15 protein-coding genes and 1 tRNA gene are annotated in these 16,637 nt (G+C 60.5%); 8 read left to right on the top strand and 8 right to left on the bottom strand.

The annotated features are described in order from the left end of the window. Positions 1-155: 155 nt before the first annotated feature. Positions 156-1,258 (top strand): IS3 family transposase gene (locus NCHU2750_RS11200; protein ID WP_119939616.1). Its coding sequence is split into 2 segments (ribosomal slippage): positions 156-408 and positions 408-1,258, totalling 1,104 coding nucleotides; the frame shifts between segments, so codons are not numbered across the junction. A gap of 115 nt (positions 1,259-1,373) precedes the next feature. Next, positions 1,374-4,007 carry an AAA family ATPase gene (locus tag NCHU2750_RS11195; protein WP_119940545.1) on the top strand — a complete coding sequence of 878 codons (2,634 nt, stop codon included), beginning with the start codon at positions 1,374-1,376 and terminating at the stop codon, positions 4,005-4,007. A 423-nt stretch (positions 4,008-4,430) separates the two neighbouring features. Here the strand turns inward: NCHU2750_RS11195 and NCHU2750_RS11190 are convergent. After that, a tRNA-Ile gene (locus tag NCHU2750_RS11190) sits at positions 4,431-4,506 on the bottom strand. Positions 4,507-4,732: 226 nt separating this feature from the next. On the opposite strand from NCHU2750_RS11190, the gene NCHU2750_RS11185 reads away from it, so the two are divergent. Next, a complete protein-coding gene (locus NCHU2750_RS11185) occupies positions 4,733-5,476 on the top strand; it encodes an SIMPL domain-containing protein (protein ID WP_119943236.1) in 744 nt (247 codons plus the stop codon). A gap of 223 nt (positions 5,477-5,699) precedes the next feature. On the opposite strand, the gene NCHU2750_RS11180 is transcribed toward NCHU2750_RS11185, so the two are convergent. The 4 genes from NCHU2750_RS11180 to NCHU2750_RS11165 all read right to left on the bottom strand — a co-directional run bounded on the left by NCHU2750_RS11180 (position 5,700) and on the right by NCHU2750_RS11165 (position 9,531). Beyond that, positions 5,700-6,074, bottom strand: coding sequence for a hypothetical protein (locus tag NCHU2750_RS11180; RefSeq protein ID WP_119940543.1), 375 nt, complete (start codon positions 6,072-6,074; stop codon positions 5,700-5,702). Positions 6,075-6,214: 140 nt separating this feature from the next. Beyond that, positions 6,215-6,637, bottom strand: a complete 423-nt coding sequence (locus tag NCHU2750_RS11175; protein WP_119940541.1) for a secondary thiamine-phosphate synthase enzyme YjbQ — start codon at positions 6,635-6,637, stop codon at positions 6,215-6,217. Positions 6,638-6,724: 87 nt separating this feature from the next. Beyond that, positions 6,725-8,332 (bottom strand): DHA2 family efflux MFS transporter permease subunit, encoded by a 1,608-nt coding sequence (locus NCHU2750_RS11170; RefSeq protein ID WP_119940539.1) that lies wholly within the window; start codon positions 8,330-8,332, stop codon positions 6,725-6,727. 2 nt (positions 8,333-8,334) lie between these two features. Further along, positions 8,335-9,531, bottom strand: a complete 1,197-nt coding sequence (locus NCHU2750_RS11165) for an HlyD family secretion protein (RefSeq protein ID WP_245480228.1) — start codon at positions 9,529-9,531, stop codon at positions 8,335-8,337. A gap of 182 nt (positions 9,532-9,713) precedes the next feature. On the opposite strand from NCHU2750_RS11165, the gene NCHU2750_RS11160 reads away from it, so the two are divergent. Together NCHU2750_RS11160 and NCHU2750_RS11155 are read left to right on the top strand one after the other, a co-directional pair. After that, positions 9,714-10,439: a phosphatase PAP2 family protein gene (locus tag NCHU2750_RS11160; RefSeq protein WP_119940537.1), complete on the top strand. Its 726-nt coding sequence runs from the start codon at positions 9,714-9,716 to the stop codon at positions 10,437-10,439. Between the two features lie 70 nt (positions 10,440-10,509). Further along, positions 10,510-11,277 (top strand): SDR family NAD(P)-dependent oxidoreductase, encoded by a 768-nt coding sequence (locus NCHU2750_RS11155; RefSeq protein ID WP_349509017.1) that lies wholly within the window; start codon positions 10,510-10,512, stop codon positions 11,275-11,277. Here NCHU2750_RS11155 and NCHU2750_RS11150 read toward each other — a convergent pair. Genes NCHU2750_RS11150 through NCHU2750_RS11140 form a run of 3 tightly spaced genes read right to left on the bottom strand, consistent with a single transcriptional unit; the run spans position 11,274 to position 14,679 of the window. Then, positions 11,274-12,485, bottom strand: coding sequence for an SAM-dependent methyltransferase (locus NCHU2750_RS11150; protein ID WP_119940536.1), 1,212 nt, complete (start codon positions 12,483-12,485; stop codon positions 11,274-11,276). The two genes, NCHU2750_RS11155 and NCHU2750_RS11150, sit on opposite strands and share 4 nt — an antisense overlap. Then, positions 12,485-13,291, bottom strand: a complete 807-nt coding sequence (locus tag NCHU2750_RS11145; RefSeq protein WP_119940535.1) for a DUF1365 domain-containing protein — start codon at positions 13,289-13,291, stop codon at positions 12,485-12,487. The genes NCHU2750_RS11150 and NCHU2750_RS11145 overlap by 1 nt, the downstream gene beginning before the upstream one ends. After that, a complete protein-coding gene (locus tag NCHU2750_RS11140; RefSeq protein ID WP_119940533.1) occupies positions 13,288-14,679 on the bottom strand; it encodes an NAD(P)/FAD-dependent oxidoreductase in 1,392 nt (463 codons plus the stop codon). The genes NCHU2750_RS11145 and NCHU2750_RS11140 overlap by 4 nt, the downstream gene beginning before the upstream one ends. Before the next feature lie 220 nt (positions 14,680-14,899). Between NCHU2750_RS11140 and NCHU2750_RS11135 the strand changes: the two genes are divergently transcribed. Genes NCHU2750_RS11135 through NCHU2750_RS11125 form a run of 3 tightly spaced genes read left to right on the top strand, consistent with a single transcriptional unit; the run spans position 14,900 to position 16,575 of the window. Continuing rightward, positions 14,900-15,484 (top strand): sigma-70 family RNA polymerase sigma factor, encoded by a 585-nt coding sequence (locus NCHU2750_RS11135; RefSeq protein WP_205583844.1) that lies wholly within the window; start codon positions 14,900-14,902, stop codon positions 15,482-15,484. Continuing rightward, entirely contained in the window at positions 15,481-16,152 is a 672-nt protein-coding gene (locus NCHU2750_RS11130) for a ChrR family anti-sigma-E factor (RefSeq protein WP_119940532.1), read from the top strand. The genes NCHU2750_RS11135 and NCHU2750_RS11130 overlap by 4 nt, the downstream gene beginning before the upstream one ends. A 15-nt stretch (positions 16,153-16,167) precedes the next feature. Further along, a complete protein-coding gene (locus NCHU2750_RS11125) occupies positions 16,168-16,575 on the top strand; it encodes a DUF2177 family protein (RefSeq protein WP_119940530.1) in 408 nt (135 codons plus the stop codon). The last annotated feature ends 62 nt before the right edge of the window (positions 16,576-16,637 follow it).

Here is a 16,637-nt window from a genome sequence, read left to right as displayed (position 1 = left end):
ATTCGAGATGGGTGCTGATCCGCAGATCAGAGCTAAGACTTACCGGGCACCGAGATAGGCGTCAACGGCCATCGTATCGTTTTTTGGTGCTGACCTGAGCCCCTGAACTTCCTCCAGATTTTGGTAGAGTCCGTCGCATCAAGGAGACGGACGGAATGAAGCATTCACGGTTCACGGACGAGCAGATCATCGGGATATTGAAAGAGCAGGAAAGCGGCATGCGGACGGCCGATGTCTGCCGCAAGCACGGGATATCCGAGGCGACCTTCTACAAATACAAGGCGAAGTTCGGCGGCATGGAGTTATCCGATGCTCGCAAGCTGAAGGCTTTGGAAGACGAGAACGCCAAGCTGAAGAAGCTGCTGGCCGAGACCATGCTGGACAACGCCATTCTGAAAGATGTCGCTTCAAAAAAGTGGTGACGCCCGATGTGAAGCGAGACGCTGTGGCTCATGTTTGCAAACGACACGGGGTGAGCCAGCGTCGGGCGTGTAAGGTTTTGTCCGTTGATCGGTCGAGTGTGCGCTATCGTAGCATTCGACCGGATGACGCTGATATCCGTGAGGCGATGAGGCTGGTGGCGTCCGAGCGCCGTCGTTTCGGTTATCGCCGCATTCACGTCATGCTGGGTCGGCAGGGCATCATCATGAACCTGAAGAAACTGCGGCGTCTCTATCGCGAAGAGAAGCTGACCGTGCGCAAACGTGGTGGACGCAAACGGGCTTTGGGGACGAGACGCCCCCTGGCGCTGCCCTCGCGTGCCAACGAACGCTGGAGCTTGGATTTCGTCAGCGACGCCTTCACAGATGGTCGTCGCTTTCGGGTTCTGGCCGTCGTCGACGACTTCACCCGCGAATGCCTGGCGCTGGTCGCCGACACATCGCTCTCAGGCCGGCGGCTTGCGCGGGAACTCGATGTTGTCATTGCCCGACGAGGCAAGCCGCCGCGAACGATTGTCTCCGACAATGGCACGGAGATGACCAGCATGGCCGTTCTGGAATGGTGCCAAAGCACTCGTGTCGAATGGCATTATATCGCACCGGGCAAGCCGATGCAGAATGGCTTCGTAGAAAGCTTCAACGGGAGCTTTCGTGACGAATGCCTCAACGAAACACTGTTCTCGTCTCTGACACAGGCGAGGAGCGAAATCGCAGCATGGAAGGAGGACTACAATCGGAACAGACCGCATTCTTCACTGGGCAACATCACACCCAGCGAATTCGCAATGAAAATGGCTATGGAAAAACAGGCCGCATAAGGCCAGATTTAAAACCCAAGACTCTCCCGAAAATTGGAGGGACGATGGGTCTCAGGTCACCATTACCGATGATCTGCTCGCATTTGCGAAGACGAGGCCGGCCTGGGAGCAGGACTTGTTCCGGCGCATCTATACACAACCTGATCTGGTTGAAAGTGACTACATTGAGGTCATGGCAATGATCAAGGCTGCAAATGGAATCGAGTTCGACACAGTCGCGAATGATCCTGCACCGCTCGCTGCCGATCATGTTTTACATCGGCCTGATGGAGCTGATCCTGTGGTGCTCGGCTCGATCCACGATATTCGCAGTGCGATGCAGTTGGCCTCCGGACAGACGCTGTCTTTCGCGGTCAATGGATTGACGATCGTCTACGGCGAAAACGGAAGTGGTAAGAGCGGTTACTGCAAGCTTTTAAAGCAAATTTGCCGCGCTCGGCGAGAACGCAATGACGAAGTTGTACTGGAGAACGCCTACTCTACGGACAGGCGTTCCAAGCCATCCCTCACGGTACGCTTCAAAGTAGGGCAAGCCGAAGCTCAGGATCATCGATGGGAAACGGGCGCTCCGCCTCCGCCAGCCTTGTCCCGCGTGAGCGTCTTCGACAGCCGCTTGGCACCCTTGTATGCTGATAAGCAAGACAAAATCGAATTTCTTCCAGCTGGGTTGGATGTCCTGCCGCGGGTCGTCAAGGCTTGCACGGAACTCAGCCGACGCCTGAACGACGAAATGGAGCCGTTGAGGACAATTGTGGCCAGTCCTCTGCCTGACATTGAACGAGATACTCTTCAGGCCGAAGCAGTAGGAAAGCTCAACGAGAATACCGCTTTGAAATCAATTCCGAGCGAGGTGGCCTTTCAGAATCTCGCGCTTTGGTCGTTAGATGACGACGCGAGGACCGAGCTGATTCAGGGTGATATACGTAGTGATCGGGCGGCGCTTGCCAAAGAGAAAACACGCGGTGTCGGAATTCTGAAAACGCTACATGAGCAGCTTGTGAATGCCGAAAACCTATTGTCCGCCGACGCGATCACCAATCTGAACTCTAAAATCGGGAAATGTATAGCAACGCGGGAAGCCGCGGCGCTTGCCGCTAGCCTCGAATTCCGTGATGACCCGCTTTCGACGGTGATCGGTTCCGAACCATGGAGGCAGATGTTCGGATACGCGATCACGGTATACGCTGATGCGTTTCATGGCGCGGAACTGCCAACCCATGGTGACAACGAAGTTTGTCCTCTATGCGCACAGAAGCTATCTCATGGGGCGTTCGACAGACTCGTTAAGTTTCGGGCGCTCATTGCGAACGAAGCTGCAAAGCAGGCCGAGTTGGCAGTAGCGTCTCTGACCTCGGATGTATCGGCTCTACGACAGTTGACGCTGCCGACGGCCGATCAAATCGTCAGCGCTTTAACGCCTTTCATCGTGGAGGGCAGTGCGGAAGCAAGCGTCTTGAACGAGTTGCTCAAGTGGTTGGTATCCGCTGATCAATTTCGGTCTGCGCTTACGCAGTTGGCGGATGCACTCGTAGATGTGTCAGCCCTCGGAGTGATGGAGCCAGGTAAGTCCAGCGAGATTGAAATCTGGGCCAGCGCGCTTGCGGTGTCCGCGGCGGCAGATCAAGCTGCCGCAACTGATCCGGAGCGTTTGAACCGGCTCAGGGCCGAACTTCGCGATCTTCGCGCACGCAAGCAGTTACATGACAACCTACCAGCAGTTCTCCAGCGTAGGAGCCAACTCATCACCTTGTTGAAGCTTTCAGGATGCATCGCTTCTCGGCATAGCGCTCCGATCTCGTCCAAGAATACTGAACTATGCGAGAAGTACCTGACCGAAGACTTCCGCAGGAAGCTACAGAAAGAGATTGCCGATTTGGGCATTGCGTATCTCCCTGTCGTCGTGACTGGACGGACCGATAGGGGTGTCAGTTATGTTGGGCCCGACCTATCGAAGTCGATTTCCGCCAAGACTTCGAATATCTTGAGCGAAGGCGAATTCCGCGCTTTGTCACTAGCGTGCTTCTTCGCCGAAATCGGCTCCATCGACGGCCATGACGGCGTGATCCTAGATGATCCCGTTTCCTCACTCGACCATAAGCATGTGCGGCAGGTGGCCACTCGTATCCTGGCTGAAGCCAGGCACCGTCAGGTGATCGTATTCACCCATGAATTGAGCTTCTATTATGAACTCTGGCATCAAGCCATTGAGGCTCACGTCGATGTCTTGCGCCATTGGATCGTGAAAACCGAAGAACATGGATTTGGTACAGTTCGAAACGGCGATGCGCCATGGCAAGTCAAGTCCACCAAGGACCGTTTGGGGGCGCTGGACTTCAAGCTGACATCCATGGCCAGCCAAGCGTCAAAAGATACTGAGGCCTATGAACGTGAAGTTACCGACTTCTTCACTGGGCTGAGAGAGACTTGGGAGCGCTTGGTCGAGGAGATGCTTCTGAACGGGGTTGTCGGCCGTTTCCAGCCCGGAGTAATGACACAGTCTCTGAGCGGCGTTGAGGTCAGGGACAGTGACTTCACTACAATACATTTCGGCATGCGTAAGACCTCAGAGCTATCCGGTCACGACTGGTCAAAAGGCAGGTTGCCTTACACTCCCACCATTGAGGATATGAAGCGTGAAGTTGAGACGGTCAGGACTTATTTCGCAGAGCTTAAAAAGAGGCGAGACGAAGTAGCCTCCATCCGGCGGAAAGCTGTGTCCGCTCCGCGGAAGGCCGAGACGCTGACTTAGTCTGGGGTGAGGTGAATTCGATATCAAATTGAATGCACCGCACGCCACGGAGTGGCCGTCGGCTAAGGCTGCTGCTATAACTCGAAACTCCAGGAAGTTTGTTTGTTGCTATCAGGTCTGCCGACCACAGGTGAAACTGAGGAAAATAGGCGAATTGATCTCAGGGACAAACCTATTAAGGCGTCAGGGACATATCAGCGCCCGCAGGGACAAACCTTTTGAGCGATTCCAACCAGTGTCGGAAAAACTGATGACTCCGACGAGATTCGAGTGTGTTGCCTCTGGATGTAGAACGTCCTTTGGTGTGATCAGCCATTTCGAAACTGAAAACCCCTAAATATTCAATTTCCTCAATGGAAACAACGATCGCCAGAACAATCGAATTGACGAAAAAATCATCGAGTCTGACGAACTAGAAATGGTTGGTGGGCCCGGAGGGACTCGAACCCCCAACCAAGCGGTTATGAGCCGCCGGCTCTAACCATTGAGCTACAGGCCCCTGCCTTCTAAAGGCAGCGGTCGGGCGCAATGGTTCGCTTCGACCGTCGCCCGCTCTAACGCAAATCTTTGCTGGTCACAAGCCGTTGCCGCATTAGCTTCACAATAGACCTGCAGGAGTGTCATCATGTGCCGATCGCAATGAGGGCGCGTGTCGCCTGTTGCCCCGGGTTCTGGTCCTGCCAGCCTGCGGCTTGAAGAAAGAAGAGACCAGCAAGGATGCGTCGATGAACCCTGTCACCCGTTTTGCCACTGCCGCCCTGCTCATGCCTGTGCTTCTGGCGGTGCCCTTGTCTGCACAGGCCTTTGCCCAGGATAGCCAGCAGCAGCGCGAGGCGCAGATCACCGTGTCGGGCGAGGGCGAGATGGCGGTTGCGCCTAATATGGCGATCCTGTCCTTGACGGTGCTGCAGCAGGCCGATACGGCCGAGGCGGCGTTGACGGCCAATAATGCGGCGATGCGCAATGTCGTCGGCGCGTTGCACGAGCGCGGCGTCGAGGAGCGCGACATCCAGACCAGCCAGTTCCAGATCTTTCCGCGCCACGAGGCGACTGATCCCAAGGACCCCAATGCCGAGCCGGGTAAGATCATCGGCTACCAGGTCAGCAACGGGCTGACAGTTCGGGTGAGGGATCTTTCCAAGCTCGGCGCGCTGCTCGACCAGTCGGTCAAGCTCGGCGTCAACGAGGGTGGGCAGATCACCTTCACCAATGACAATCCCGATGCGGCGCTGATGGAAGCGCGCAAGAAGGCCGTGGCGCAGGCGCTTGCCAAGGCCAAGACGCTCACCGATGCCGCCGGCATCAAGCTCGGCCGGATCATCGAGATGAACGAAAACTCGGTGAGGCCGATGGCGCAGCCGATGATGCGCATGGCGATGGCCAAGGAACCGGGCGACAGCGTGCCGATCTCCTCGGGCGAAAATACCTATAGCGTCACCGTCAACGTGACGTTTGCGCTCGAGCAGTAGGGCTGCACCTGGCCACAGCGCCCATATGGGCACCTGGCGCTTATGATGTATTTTGCAGAAAAGCCCGGCCATTTTGGCGGCCGGGCTTTTCTCTTGAGGTTTTGTTGCGGTCTACAGCATCGGCCCGAAAATCGGAATCGATTTTCGGAAAGCCTGATGCGTAGATTCAATAAGATAGATCGTCTTCGTGCACCCATGCGGATGCACGGCGATCTAGCGCAGGTCAGCGGCGGATGACCGGGCAGCCGCGCTCGTTGGCGAAGACGATCCGGTCGGGGCCGTGCCAGCCGCGACCGGCCACCACGACGACACGGTGCGAGACGTCGACGACGCGGGCGCGGCGCAGGCCCATGCGGGATGCCTTTTCCGTTGCCCAGCCAGGCGAGCAGCCCGGACGACCATGGTGACGATCTCGGCGCCAGTCGCGGTCGCCGTGATGGTCGCGGTACTGAACCTGTACGATGCTGGCCGGATTATTGGCGAAATCTCGGGCTGGGCCGTAGCCGGGTTCCGCGGCGGAAGAATAGGATATGGTGGCGGTGAGGCCGCCAAGGGTGACGAGGGCGGCAAGTCCGATCCTCTTGAACACGCTGGTCATGGATGATCCTCCGGTTGCTCTGGTCTTTTTCCTTCGCCGGGGCTTGGCCCGCAGGCGATGATCGAAGACTAGCCGCGGCGGCCTGAACGCAGGCCCAAGCCGGTGTTCAGGGGAAGTTCATCGAAACAATGACGGGCTTTTCAGGCCGAAAGATGCAGCACGATCTCGCGGCGATGGGCGAGGTCGCGATGTTCGAACAGGTAGATGCCCTGCCATGTGCCGAGCATCAGGCGGCCGCCGCTGACTGGAATGCCGAGGGTGACGGCGGTCAGCGCCGACTTGATATGGGCCGGCATGTCGTCGGGACCTTCGGCGGTATGGACGACCCAGGCCATGTCGGGATGGATCGTCGGCGGCACGAGCCGGCTGAAAAAGGTCTTCAGGTCGCGCTGCACGTCGGGATCGGCATTTTCCTGGATCAGCAGCGAGCAGGATGTGTGGCGCACGAAGACGGTGAGCAGGCCCTGGCCGACATGGTGATTGCGGACGAAGGCTTCCGCCTCGCTGGTGAATTCATAGAGGCCCTGACCACGGGTGGAGATGGAAAGCACCGTCTGCGGCATCGAAACGTCCTCCTGATTGCGTTCTGGCCCTCAAGCGTCGCGCCGGGGTGAAATCGCGCAACGGCTCGATCAACCGGGTGTCGGGGATCAGTGGGCCGGGCCTCCGCCTGCCTTCAGATCGATCTTTTTCAAGATCAGCGCAAGCGGTATGGCGCAGGCGGAAATGATCGCCAGCACATGGAAGACATCGATATAGGCGAGGTAGCTTGCCTGTTGCTGGACCATCTGTCCGATATAGCCGACCGCCTGGCTTTGTGCATCGGCCGTGCTCGAACCATGTCCGACGAAGAAGCTCTGCAGGTTGTGGAGGGTCGACACATAGGCCGGATCGGAGGGAACGACATGTTCGACCAGCCGGCTCTGGTGCCATTGCTCGCGATGGGCCAGCACGTTGGAGGCGATCGAAACGCCGATAGAACCGCCGGTATTGCGGGCGGCGTTGATCAGCGCCGACGCCTGGTCCGTCTGGCTCGGCTTCAGTCCGTAATAGGATGCCGCGGTGATCGGGATGAAGATCAGCGGCAGGCCGAGGCCGAGATAGAGGCGCGAGGTGACGAAGAAGCCGAAATTCAGGTCCGGGCTCAGCCGCGTCATGTCATACATGGCAAAGGCGATGATACCGGCACCGATGGCGATCAGGTATTTCGGCTGGAAGATCGAGGTGAGCTGCCCGACGATGAACATCATCGTCATCGTCACGAGCCCGCCCGGCGAGAGCGCCATGCCTGCCCAGGTGGCCGTATAGCCGTAGTTTTCCTGCAGCACCTGCGGCACGAACTGGGTGGTGGCGATCAGGATCGCGCCGGTCGCCAGCATGACGATCATGCAGGAGACGAACTGGCGACGGGCAAGCAGGGTGACGTCGATGACGGGGTTCTTCTTGATCAGCAGCCAGGGAATGGAGATCAGCAGCGCGGCAACGCAGATCGCCGTCGTGACGATGATGAAGGTGGAGCCGAACCAGTCCTCCGTCTGGCCGCGGTCGAGCACGAGTTCCAGCGCGCCTAGGAAGGTGGCGATCAGCGCGAAGCCGACAATGTCGAAACGGATCCCCTGCTTGCGCAGATCCTCTCGCTTCTTTCGCGCCTCGTCGGATTCCTGCACGAGGAAATAGACGAGCGCGAAGGCGAAGACGCCGACGGGGCCGTTGATCAGAAAACACCAGTGCCAGGACAGGTTGTCGGAAAGCCAGCCGCCGAGCGTCGGGCCGATGACCGGGGCGACGACGACGGCGACGCCGAAGATGGCGAAGGCCTGGCCGCGCTTTTGCGGTGGAAAGGCATCGGTGAGGATCGATTGCGAGACAGGCACCATGCCACCGCCGGCAAAGCCCTGGATCATGCGGAAGATCAACAGCGAGGGCAGGTCCCAGGCAAGGCCGCACATGACCGACGCTATGGTGAAGGTGGCAAGGCAGATGAGGTAGAAGCGCTTGCGACCATAGCGCTGGGCGATGAAGCTTGAGGCAATCAGCGCAATCGCATTGGAGACGAGATAGGTGGTTACCACCCATGAGGCCTCGTCGGAGCTGATGGCAAGGCCGCCGGATATGTAGCGCAGCGCGACATTGGCAATCGTCGTGTCGAGCACTTCCATGAACACGGCAACGGCGACGACGACCGCCACGAGCCACGGGTTCGTCGCTCTTGCGGCGCCGGTCCTCCCCGCGCCGCCGCTTGCATCGGCAATGGCCATGACTAATCCCTCGGCCTTACGGTGACGGTCGGGACGACGGACATGCCGGGGCCGATCGAGACATCCTTCGGCCATTGATCGACGGCGATCTTGACCGGCACGCGCTGGGTCACCTTGACATAGTTGCCGGTGGCGTTTTCGGCCGGCAGAAGCGAGAAGGCGGTGCCGGAGCCCGGCTGGACGGAGACGACCTTGCCGTGGAGCTCGTAGCCGGGATAGGCGTCGATGACGAGATCGACCGGCTGGCCGGGGCGCATGTCGGCGAGCTGGGTTTCCTTGAAATTGGCGGTGACCCAGATATCGTCGGGCACAAACATGGCGATCGCCTGGCCGGCATCGACGAACTGGCCCTTGGAGCCGGAAAGCTTGACGACGCGGCCGGGCTGGGCGGCGGTGATCGTCGTGTAGCTGATGTTCTGGGCGGCTGTCTCGCGCTGCGCCTGTGCCTGTTTCAGGCTCGCTTGAGCGCTTGCCTTCTGGGCCTCGGCAGCATTCTGGTTCTTCATGGCCGAGGTGACGCTGGCGCCGGACTGATTGTAGGTCGCCTGCGCCTGGCGCAGGTTGGACTCTGCCTGCTGCGAGGCCTGCAGGCTGCCGGCCCCACCCTTGACGAGCTGCTGCTGGCGGGTCGCCTCGTCCTTGGCATATTGCAGTGCTGCGGCCGAGGAGGCCTGCTGGGCGCGGGCTTCATCGACGGATGCGGCGGAGACTTCGATCTGTGCCTCGGCATTGCGGATCGAAGCCTGCGCCGACTGGACCTGGGCATCGGCCTGGTCGAGGGCGATCTGGTAATCGCGCGGATCGATCTTCGCAATGACGGCGCCGGCATCGACATGTTGGTTGTCGGTCGCGGGAATATCGGCGAGATAACCGGAGACCTTTGCGGCAACCGAGAAGCTGCGTGCATCGACGAAGGCGTCGTCGGTGGATTCATAAGGGTGGAAGAAGATCAGCCAGACGAAATAGGTTGCCACGGCGAGCGCGATAACGACGATCAGGATAATGGCGATCCACCATGGGTGGCGCTTGAAAATCGACGGTTTTTTCTCATCCTTGGTGCCGGCTGCAGGCTGATCATCGGTCCTGTCGGGCTCTGCCGTCCTTGCCTCATCGACCTTGGGCGTCGTATCGGCCGTCTCGGCGTTCGGGGCTTCTGTCTGAATGGATTGATTTTTTTGCGCGCGCTGAGCTTGAGCCACGATAGGCCTCTCGATTTGGCAGGAAAGATCTGGCGAGCAACGCGGGACGGGTGTCCAAGGTTCCAAGCGTTATGCTGCACCTGCGAATTGGCCGCAGTCGCCCATCGGTCTCATCTTCAATTCTTGCGTGATCGCGCCTCGATCCTATCTAGACGGGATCATTCAACGAGCAACGAGAGAGCATGCCCCTTCATCAGCGCATCCGCCAAAGCCTCATCGACCGGTTCATGACCTTCGAGCCGATCGGGCTGATCACGTTTGCGGCCGTAGCCGGCGGCGTGCTGGCCTTTCTGGCGCTGACGGGGGAGGTGATCGAGGGCGACACGCACGCTTTCGACGAAGAGATCCTGCTGTCGCTGCGCCAGACGGCCGACCTCGCGCTGCCGATCGCGCCGTCCTGGGTGACGCATGCGATGGGCGACATCACGGCACTCGGTGGCGTCACCGTGCTGTCGCTGATGACGGTTCTCTCCGTCGTCTATCTGTTTCTGGCGCGACAGAGAGCGATCGCCATCTTCATGGCCCTGTCGATCATTGGCGGCTGGCTGGTTTCGAGTGCTTTGAAACTCGGCGTGGCGCGCCCGCGGCCGGATATCGTGCCGCATCTGGTCGAAGTGCATGACCTGAGCTTCCCGAGCGGCCATGCGATGCTGTCGGCGGTCACCTATCTGACGCTTGCAGCACTCCTGTCGCGGGCAGAGCAATATCGCGCCACCCGGATTTTCCTGATGGCGGCCGGCATATTCCTGACCCTGATCATCGGCCTGTCGCGGCTTTATCTCGGCGTCCACTATCCGACCGACGTGCTGGGTGGCTGGTGCGCCGGCGCGGTCTGGGCCGCCGGCTGCTGGCTGGTGGCGCGACGGTTCATCGCCCGCGAACCGAAGGGTGCCGTCCCCGTCGGGTGACATGGCTGCCTTCGAGAAAGATCCGTTCGCCGCTTGCCTGCGTAGAAAGGATTGATCGACGGAGGTCTGCATGATGGTCAGAAGCAGGACTGGAAAGATTGCCTGGGTCACGGGCGCGAGTTCAGGGATCGGCCGGGCGGTGGCTCTGCGGCTTGCGGATGAGGGCTTCATCGTAGCGGTCAGTGCCCGTTCGGCCGACAAGCTCGACGCGCTGGTGGCGGAGCGACCGGGCGCCATCCATGCCTATCCGCTCGATGTCACCGATCGTCAGGCACTCAAGGATGCCGTACGCGGCATAGAGCAGATGCTCGGGCCGATCGACCTCGCGCTGTTTTGCGCCGGCAATTATATCCGCGAGAGCGCAGGCGAGTTCGATGCCGGGGCGCTGGCCGATCTCGTCGGCCTCAATGTGGTCGGAACCGGCAATGCGCTGGAGGCGGTGATGGGGCCGATGATTGCCAGGCGGTCGGGCCATATCGCCGTTGTCGCATCGGTTGCCGGTTATCTCGGCCTTCCCGGCGGCGGTATCTATGGGGCGACGAAGGCGGCGCTGATCAATCTCTGCGAGGCACTTCAGCCACAGCTCGGCTCACAGGGCGTGAAGCTGCAGGTGATCAATCCGGGGTTTGTCGACACGCCGCTGACGAAGAAGAACGACTTTCCGATGCCGTTCCTGATCAGCGAAGACGAGGCTGCGCATGCCATCGTCAAGGGGCTTTCCGGTTCGCGCTTCGAGATCGTCTTTCCGTGGAGGATGGCGGTGGCGGCCAAGCTGCTTGCGGCTTTGCCCTATCGGGCAAGCCTTGCGATTACCCGTCGCATGGTACGCAAGGGTTAGCGAGACAGGGTGAACTGCACCACGTCGAGGCGGCCGGAGCGGAAGCCTGCTGCGCAATATTGCAGGTAATAGTGCCACATGCGGTGGAAATGGTCGTCGAAGCCGAGCGGGGCGATGCGCTGCCAGGCGTCGCGGAAGGCCTTGTCCCAGAGGATCAGCGTGCGCTCGTAATCGCGGCCGAAACGGAAACGGTCGTCGACGGTGAGGGCTGCCTTGCCGGCCTGCGCCTCGAAGGCGTCGACACTCGGCAGCATGCCGCCGGGAAAGATATAGGCCTGGATGAAATCCGCATGGCTGCGATAGTGGTCGAAACGATCCTCGGCAATGGTGATCGACTGGACGAGCGCCTTTCCGCCTTCTGCGAGAAGGGAGCGGACGCGATCGAAATAGAGGGGCCAGTTTTCCTCGCCGACGGCCTCGAACATTTCGATCGAGACGATTTTCGTAAAGGTGCCTTGGCAATCGCGATAGTCTTCGAGGCGGATATCGGCGCGATCCGCAAGACCGGCATCGCGCAGGCGGTTTTTTGCAAAGGCGGCCTGTTCCTTCGACAGGGTGAGGCCGGTGACGCGGCAGCCGGTGGCGCGGATCGCCTGTTCGGCAAAGCCGCCCCAGCCGCAGCCGATTTCGAGTACATGGTCATCCCCGGTGATCTGCAGGGTGTCGATGATGCGCTGGTATTTTGCCGTCTGGGCCTCGGCGAGGCTCTGGCGCGGATCGGAAAAGAGTGCCGACGAATAGGTCATCGTCTCGTCCAGCCAGAGCCGATAAAAGGCGTTGCCGAGATCGTAGTGGAAGGCGATGTTGCGGCGGCTGCCGGCCCTGGAATTGCGGTTGAGGCGGTGACGCAGGCGAGCGATCGCCGAGGCGAGCGGACTTGCGGCCATGACGCTCGACCAGCGGGCTTCGTTGGCCAGTGCCAGGTCGAGAACGTCGGCGAGATCGGGCGTTTCCCACTCGCCGCGCAGATAGGATGTCGCAAAGCCGAGGCTGCCACCGGAAAGCAGTCGGCGCACGGTCTTCATGTCGTTGAGGGCGATCGTTGCCGAAGGTCCGGCCTGATCGCCGGCAAAGCGCGCCTCGCGTCCGCTCGGGAAGCGCAAGGTCAACTGGCCCGCGGCAAGCCTTGCCGCCCAGCGGCACAGCATGCGTTCCGACAGCGAGAAGGACGGGATCGGCAGTTCGATTTTCTGGTCGATATCTGTCATCAGCGTGTCTCCGTCGTTTCTGTTCGGGTGACGATCGTGGCCGAGCGCGGCTCTGCGGCACGCGTGTGCCTGTAGACGGGAACCCGCTTCAGCCACAGTCTCAGCGCCTCCCAATGGATGGCTGCGGTGACCTTCACGGTCATCAGCGGATAGCGGAAGAAGGCGAGTGCCAGAGTGCGGTCGGTGAGCGGTTTTCGCTCCCCCTGGAACATGGCGTAGAGCAGCATGCCGTTATCATCGGATTCGCGGATGGCGATGCGCACCCGGTCGGATGGCGGGCGGATCGAGAAATCGTAGCGGCAGTCCATCGGCACGAAGGGCGAGACGTAGAGATCCTTGCCGCAGGAATGGCTGACCGGCTCATCCTTGGCAGTGCCGCTTCCGGTGACCGGAATGATGTAGGAATGGCGCTCGTGGAAGGTGTTGCAGACCTCGTAGATGATGGCCCGCAGCACGTCGTCGCGGCCATAGCAGAAATAGACCGTCAGCGGATTGAAGACATAGCCGAAGATGCGCGGATAGCAGAGCATTCTGACCCGCAGCCCATCCGTTTCGATGGCGGCATCGGCGAGCTGCCCAGCGACCCAGGCCTTGAGGCCGGTGCCGCTGCCTGAGCCGTGATCCTTCTGCCAGAAGCTGAACAGACCGCGCCGGTCGACCGAAAAGAGTTTCAGCGAGCGGTCCAGATCGGCGAGTTCGTCTAGATCGATCAGCAGTGAGAAGACGCTGTAGCGCAGGCTGTGCGCCTTCGGTCGCTGGCGCGTGTGGACGACGTCTCCGGTATAGAGGCTGGAGGGAACGCTCATTCGGCGGCTTCCCGAAGCGCCGGGGCAGGCCGGGCGATGCTGATCCTGCCGGACTCGTTTTCGACCGTCCAGGGGCGGCGGTTGCCCGCCAGGGCCTCGGCCACGGCAAGCCCCGACTGCAACCCGTCCTCATGGAAGCCGCTGCCGAAATAGGCGCCGCAGAACCAGGTGCGGTTGCGGCCCTGGAGCTGCCAGAGCCTGCCCTGCGCCGCAAGCGCACGGCCATCGAAAAGCGGGTGGGTGTAGTCATAGATGCCGTGGACGAGCTCGGCCTGTGGCGCGCGATGCGGATTGAGGGTGACGAACAGATCTCGGCTCGTCTTGAGCCTCTGCAGGCGGTTCATCCAGTAGGTGACGCACAGGGCCTCGTTACCGTTGGCGTGATTGCCTTTGGGTTCATTGCCGTTGCGGGCACTGAGATAATTCCAGCTCGACCAGACAGCGCGGGTCTTCGGCATCAGGTTCGGATCGCTGTGCAGCACGGCCCGGTTCGGCGTGTAGGAAAAGGCGCCGAGGGTGTCGCGTTCCTCGCCATCCGCATCGGAGAGCATGGAGAGCGCCTCGTCGGCATGGGCGGCGATCACCACCTCGTCGAATGTGTCGGAATGGCCGCCTGTATCGGTGACAGTCACCGAAGCGGGGTTGCGGCGGATGGAAGCGATCCTGGCATTGAGCCTCACCGTACCGCTGAAATCAGCGGCGACGCGCCGGACGTATTCGCGGCTGCCGCCTTCGACCGTTCGCCATTGCGGGCGTCCCGACAGAAGCAGGAGACCGTGATTGACGAAGAAGCGCAGGAAGGCGTGCAGCGGATAGTTTGCCATGTCGCGCGCCGTCATCGACCAGATGGCCGCGCCCATCGGCATCAGGTGGTCATGGATGAATGCGGAGGAATATGCTTCCCGCTGGAGATAGTCGCCGAGGGTAAGGTCTTCGGTGTCGGGCCGGGCGAGCAGGGCAGGGGCGTGCCTGTAGAATTTCATCACGTCGCGCAGCATGTGCCAGAAGCGGGGGCGCAGCGCGTTTTTCTTCTGGCCGAGCAGGCCCTTCAGGCCGGTGCCGCTATATTCGAAGCGGCCACCATCCATCGAGGCGGCAAAGGACATGTCGGAGGCTGTGGTCGGCACGTCGAGATGATCGAAGAGGGCGACGAGATTGGGGTAGTTGACCTCGTTATAGACGATGAAGCCTGTATCGATCGGGACATCGCTGCCGTCGATCCTGACATTCACCGTTTGGGCATGGCCGCCAAGCCGGCCGGCGCTTTCGTAGAGCGTGACATCGCACGTCTTCGACAGAAGCCATGCTGCGGACAGGCCGCTGATGCCGGAGCCGATGACGGCAATCCTTGCCGTCTGACGCTGCGTCCTGCCGGTCGACACTGTCATTCCACCATCCTCGCGTGCATCGTCACGTTCCTCAAAACATGACTACGTAATGAAGTTCTAAATGGATCTGTGGAAAATTTCCGAATCTGGCGTGATCCGGTCCGTTTGGCCCGCCGTAGTGCTTGCCATGAACCTGAGCATTCCTATCTCGGCTTATAGATGGCACAAGAGGCGGTCCGCGGCATCAAGGCCCGGCGGGCGGGCAGTGCATGGGCTCGGGATGAACACACAAAACTCCGATGGCTTGTCGGCCGACGATCTCGCGCAGCGCGAGATGGTGCGGTTGCTTTCCATCGTCGGGCGCGAGCGCAGCGTCGATGCCTTCGAGACCATCTTCCGCTTCTACGCGCCGCGTATCCGCACCTTCATGGCGGCGAAGACAAAGGATCGGCAGGCGGCCGAGGAACTGATGCAGGAGACCATGGCTTCGGTCTGGACAAAGGCTGCGCAGTTCGACCCTGCGCGCGGCAATGTCTCGGCCTGGATCTACACGATTGCCCGCAACATCAGGATCGATGCCTATCGGCGCAAGCGCCCGGAATTCGACATGGACGATCCTGCCTTCGTCGCGGACGATGTGGCGCCGGCCGATCTCGAATTCCAGCAGCTTCAGGAAGCCAATCTGCTGCGTGGCGCGATGGCGACGCTGCCGGCGGAACAGCTCGATGTGCTGCGCCGCGCATTTTTCGACGAGGCGTCGCATGCGACGATCGCCCATGATCTCGGCGTTCCGCTCGGCACCGTCAAATCGCGCATCCGCCTTGCCTTCGAAAAGCTGCGTTCAGCATTGGACGGTCGGCTATGAGCGTCAAACACCATATCGGCGACGATTTCCTGATCGACTACGCGTCAGGCAGACTCAGCGAAGGATGGAGCCTTGCGGTTGCGAGCCATTTGGCGCTCTGCCCTGAATGCCGAGGCCGGCTTGCCGCGATGGAGGGCGCTGCCGGCGTACTTCTGGACAAGCTTTCTCCCCAACTCGATGCCGAGGCCGGCAGCGAGGATGATGCTTGGGCGCGGTTCAGGGCGAAAGCGCTCGATATCAAGGTCGAGGAAATTGCGCCGCGCGTTCAGCGGGCATCGGCGCCGACAGTCATTCCCGAACCGCTGCGATCCTATGTCGGCGGCGATCTTGCCGATCTCAAATGGCGCGCGCTCGGACGTGGGGCCTACCAGATCCTGATCGATACCGGGGATCGCGAAACGCAGGTTCGGCTGTTGCGCATCCCGGCCGGAAAGCCGGTGCCGGAGCATACGCATGAAGGCCGCGAGTTGACGCTGGTGCTTTCGGGCAGTTTTCGCGATCGCGACGATCTGTTTGCACGTGGCGATATCGAGGAGGCCGATGGCGATCTCCTGCACACGCCGCATGCGACGGAAGGCGAGGACTGCATCTGCCTGGCGGTGACCGAAGCACCGCTGAAGTTCTCGAGCTGGATCGTCAGACTGATGCAGCCGATCCTGAAGATCTGAACGAAAGGACGAGCGATGACCTATATCCTGGCCTATATCGGCACGGCCATCGCTTTTCTCTGTCTCGATTTTCTCTGGCTCGGCACAGTGGCGACGGGGTTCTACAAGAGCCGGATCGGCGAGCTTCTGCTTGCCCAGCCGAATTTCATTGCCGCCGGACTGTTCTACCTCGTCTATGTGGCGGGCATTGTCTATTTCGCGGTGCAGCCGGCGCTCGTCTCGGGCAGCTGGACGACAGCGGCCGTCGCGGGTGGCATTCTCGGCCTTATCGCCTATGGCACCTATGACATGACCAATCTCGCGACGCTGAAAAACTGGTCGCCCGCCGTCAGCGCCGTCGACATGGCCTGGGGGACTGTCCTGACGGGTTTTGCCGCAAGCGTCGGCTACTGGGTCGCGCGAAAATTTTCCGTCGGCTTCTGAGTGTGTCCCTGACTGGTGACCTGCTGCGGGCGGGTTTACTTTAGTCTTCACTTGCCTATGTT

It is taken from the genome of Neorhizobium sp. NCHU2750 (assembly GCF_003597675.1).
Classification (GTDB): Bacteria; Pseudomonadota; Alphaproteobacteria; order Rhizobiales; family Rhizobiaceae; genus Neorhizobium.
The sequence above is the reverse complement of the archived record's forward strand: the minus strand, read 5'-3'. Positions and strand labels throughout refer to the sequence as shown.

Coding starts and splice junctions, on each gene's coding strand:
- NCHU2750_RS11160 (WP_119940537.1), top strand. CDS start 9,714: ATGCCCCTTCATCAGCGCATCCGCCAAAGCCTCATCGACCGGTTCATG.
- NCHU2750_RS11175 (WP_119940541.1), bottom strand. CDS start 6,637: ATGCCGCAGACGGTGCTTTCCATCTCCACCCGTGGTCAGGGCCTCTAT.
- NCHU2750_RS11185 (WP_119943236.1), top strand. CDS start 4,733: ATGAACCCTGTCACCCGTTTTGCCACTGCCGCCCTGCTCATGCCTGTG.
- NCHU2750_RS11140 (WP_119940533.1), bottom strand. CDS start 14,679: ATGACAGTGTCGACCGGCAGGACGCAGCGTCAGACGGCAAGGATTGCC.
- NCHU2750_RS11170 (WP_119940539.1), bottom strand. CDS start 8,332: ATGGCCATTGCCGATGCAAGCGGCGGCGCGGGGAGGACCGGCGCCGCA.
- NCHU2750_RS11130 (WP_119940532.1), top strand. CDS start 15,481: ATGAGCGTCAAACACCATATCGGCGACGATTTCCTGATCGACTACGCG.
- NCHU2750_RS11155 (WP_349509017.1), top strand. CDS start 10,510: ATGATGGTCAGAAGCAGGACTGGAAAGATTGCCTGGGTCACGGGCGCG.
- NCHU2750_RS11150 (WP_119940536.1), bottom strand. CDS start 12,485: ATGACAGATATCGACCAGAAAATCGAACTGCCGATCCCGTCCTTCTCG.
- NCHU2750_RS11180 (WP_119940543.1), bottom strand. CDS start 6,074: ATGACCAGCGTGTTCAAGAGGATCGGACTTGCCGCCCTCGTCACCCTT.
- NCHU2750_RS11135 (WP_205583844.1), top strand. CDS start 14,900: ATGAACACACAAAACTCCGATGGCTTGTCGGCCGACGATCTCGCGCAG.
- NCHU2750_RS11145 (WP_119940535.1), bottom strand. CDS start 13,291: ATGAGCGTTCCCTCCAGCCTCTATACCGGAGACGTCGTCCACACGCGC.
- NCHU2750_RS11125 (WP_119940530.1), top strand. CDS start 16,168: ATGACCTATATCCTGGCCTATATCGGCACGGCCATCGCTTTTCTCTGT.